The sequence below is a fragment of the Bradyrhizobium genomosp. III genome, assembly GCF_000261705.1.
In the GTDB taxonomy this organism is placed as follows: domain Bacteria; phylum Pseudomonadota; class Alphaproteobacteria; order Rhizobiales; family Xanthobacteraceae; genus Bradyrhizobium; species Bradyrhizobium ottawaense.
Genome location: NZ_AJQF01000304.1, coordinates 1 through 2,137, shown reverse-complemented (window position 1 = coordinate 2,137; position 2,137 = coordinate 1). Strand labels below are relative to the sequence as shown.

At 65.0% G+C, this 2,137-nt stretch carries 2 protein-coding genes; one reads left to right on the top strand and one right to left on the bottom strand.

All coding sequences use genetic code 11. The features are described from left to right. The first annotated feature begins 181 nt into the window (after window positions 1-181). Window positions 182-817: an HAD-IA family hydrolase gene (locus IC66_RS0125280; RefSeq protein ID WP_038949517.1), complete on the top strand. Its 636-nt coding sequence runs from the start codon at window positions 182-184 to the stop codon at window positions 815-817. A 110-nt stretch (window positions 818-927) separates the two neighbouring features. Here IC66_RS0125280 and mtnA read toward each other — a convergent pair whose 3' ends face one another. Then, window positions 928-2,034 (bottom strand): S-methyl-5-thioribose-1-phosphate isomerase, encoded by a 1,107-nt coding sequence (mtnA, locus tag IC66_RS0125275; protein WP_028139654.1) that lies wholly within the window; start codon window positions 2,032-2,034, stop codon window positions 928-930. Window positions 2,035-2,137 lie beyond the last annotated feature (103 nt).

Below are 2,137 nucleotides of genomic sequence, written 5' to 3'. Positions count from 1 at the left end.
GGCGTGCCGCCGCCGACGATGGCATGGGCGGGTGTGGCGAGCAGCAGCGCAGTCGTGATGAACGTGGCAAGCTTCTTCATGGGAACACGCTTCGGTATTGGCGGCGGCAGATTGCTTCGGACTGGCCCTTGCCGATAGCGCATGCTAGCCCTCTTGGAAAGGAATTGGCGAGGGCAGGATAGTGGCGATCGAGGCGGTGATCTTTGACTTTGGCGGCGTGCTGACGAGTTCACCGTTCGAAGCATTCGCGCGGTTCGAGACCGAGCGCGGCCTGCCCGTCGACATCATCCGGCGGACCAACGCCGCCAACCACCTGGAAAACGCCTGGGCCAAGTTCGAGCGGGCCGAGGTCGATATCGATACCTTCGACGAATTGTTCGCGACGGAATCGCTCGCACTCGGCGCGGAGGTGCGCGGTCGCGACGTGCTGCCGCTGCTGCAGGGCGATCTGCGCCCCGAGATGGTCGAGGCGCTGAAGCGCATCAAGGCGCAATTCAAGACCGGCTGCATCACCAACAATCTGCCTGCCAATGCCATCGGCAGCATGACCGGGCGCTCCCTCTACATCGCCGAAGTCATGGTGCTGTTCGACCACGTGATCGAATCCGCCAAGATCGGCCTGCGCAAGCCCGATCCGCGAATCTACAGGCTGATGGTCGAGACACTGAAGGTCGATCCGAACAATTGCATCTATCTCGACGATCTCGGCGTCAATCTGAAACCCGCGCGCGAGATGGGCATGACCACGATCAAGGTGACGAGCAGCGCGCAGGCGATTGCGGAGCTTGAGGCGGCGACGGGGCTGAAGCTGGGGTAGGCACCTCGTCGTTGCGAGGCACGAAGCCGTAGGGTGGGCAAAGCGAAGCGTACCCACCACAAGCAGATGGTGGGCACGGCGCTTTCGCGCCTTTGCCCACCCTACGAGAGCTACTCCGCCGCCGCCACGATCCGCTCCGGAAACGCCGCCGCCAGCTCGTCGCGATCCGGCTTCAGCACGCCGCGCTCGGTGATGAGGCCGGTCACGAGCCGTGCCGGCGTCACATCGAAAGCGTAATTCGCGACCGGCGATCCCTCGGGCACGATGCGCACCGTCTCCAGCCTTCCATCCGCGGTGCGGCCGGTCATGTCGGTGACCTCGACGCCGCTGCGCTGCTCGATCGGAATATCGCGGATGCCGTCATGGACGGTAAAATCGATCGTCGGCGACGGCAGCGCGACATAGAACGGCACGCCGTTGTCGCGAGCGGCGAGCGCCTTCAGGTAGGTGCCGATCTTGTTGCAGACATCGCCATTCGCGGCGACGCGGTCGGTGCCGACGATGGCGAGATCGACCATGCCGTGCTGCATCAGGTGCCCACCGGTGTTGTCGGGGATCACCGTATGCGACACGCCGTGATGACCGAGCTCCCAGGCGGTGAGCGAGGCGCCCTGGTTGCGCGGACGCGTCTCGTCGACCCAGACATGGATCTTGATGCCGCGTTCGTGCGCAAGATAGATCGGCGCCGTCGCCGTGCCCCAGTCGACGGTGGCGAGCCAGCCGGCGTTGCAGTGGGTCAACACATTGACGATCTCGCCCCGCTTCTTCGATGCGATTGCCTCGATCAGCTTCAAGCCGTTGCCGGCGATGCCGCGGTTAATCTCGACATCCTGCTCGACGATCTCGTCGGCACGCGCATAGGCCGCCTCCGCCCGTTCGATCGGATCGATCGGCGCGAGCGCCCTGCGCATCTCGTCCAGCGCCCATTTCAGATTGATCGCAGTCGGCCGCGCCACGATGAGCGTGTCGTAGGCACGCTTCAGACCGGCGTCGGAGGCGTCCTCGCGCATGGCGAGCGCCATGCCATAGGCCGCGGTGGCACCGATCAGCGGCGCGCCCCGCACCAGCATGTCCCGGATTGCGACGGCTGCGTCTTCAGACGATGTCAGCTTCGCGACGACGAACTCATGCGGCAGGCGGCGCTGGTCGATCGCACCGATGGACCAGCCGTCATGCTCGCGCCAGATGCTGCGAAAATGCTTGCCGTCGACCTTCATGGCATTCTGCCTTTCACTTCACGCGCGCAGGATGCGCCCGGCCACCGCATCGAGCTTCCTCAGAAGCTCGGGATCGCGCGCCTCGGGGGCCGTGATGAGCGCG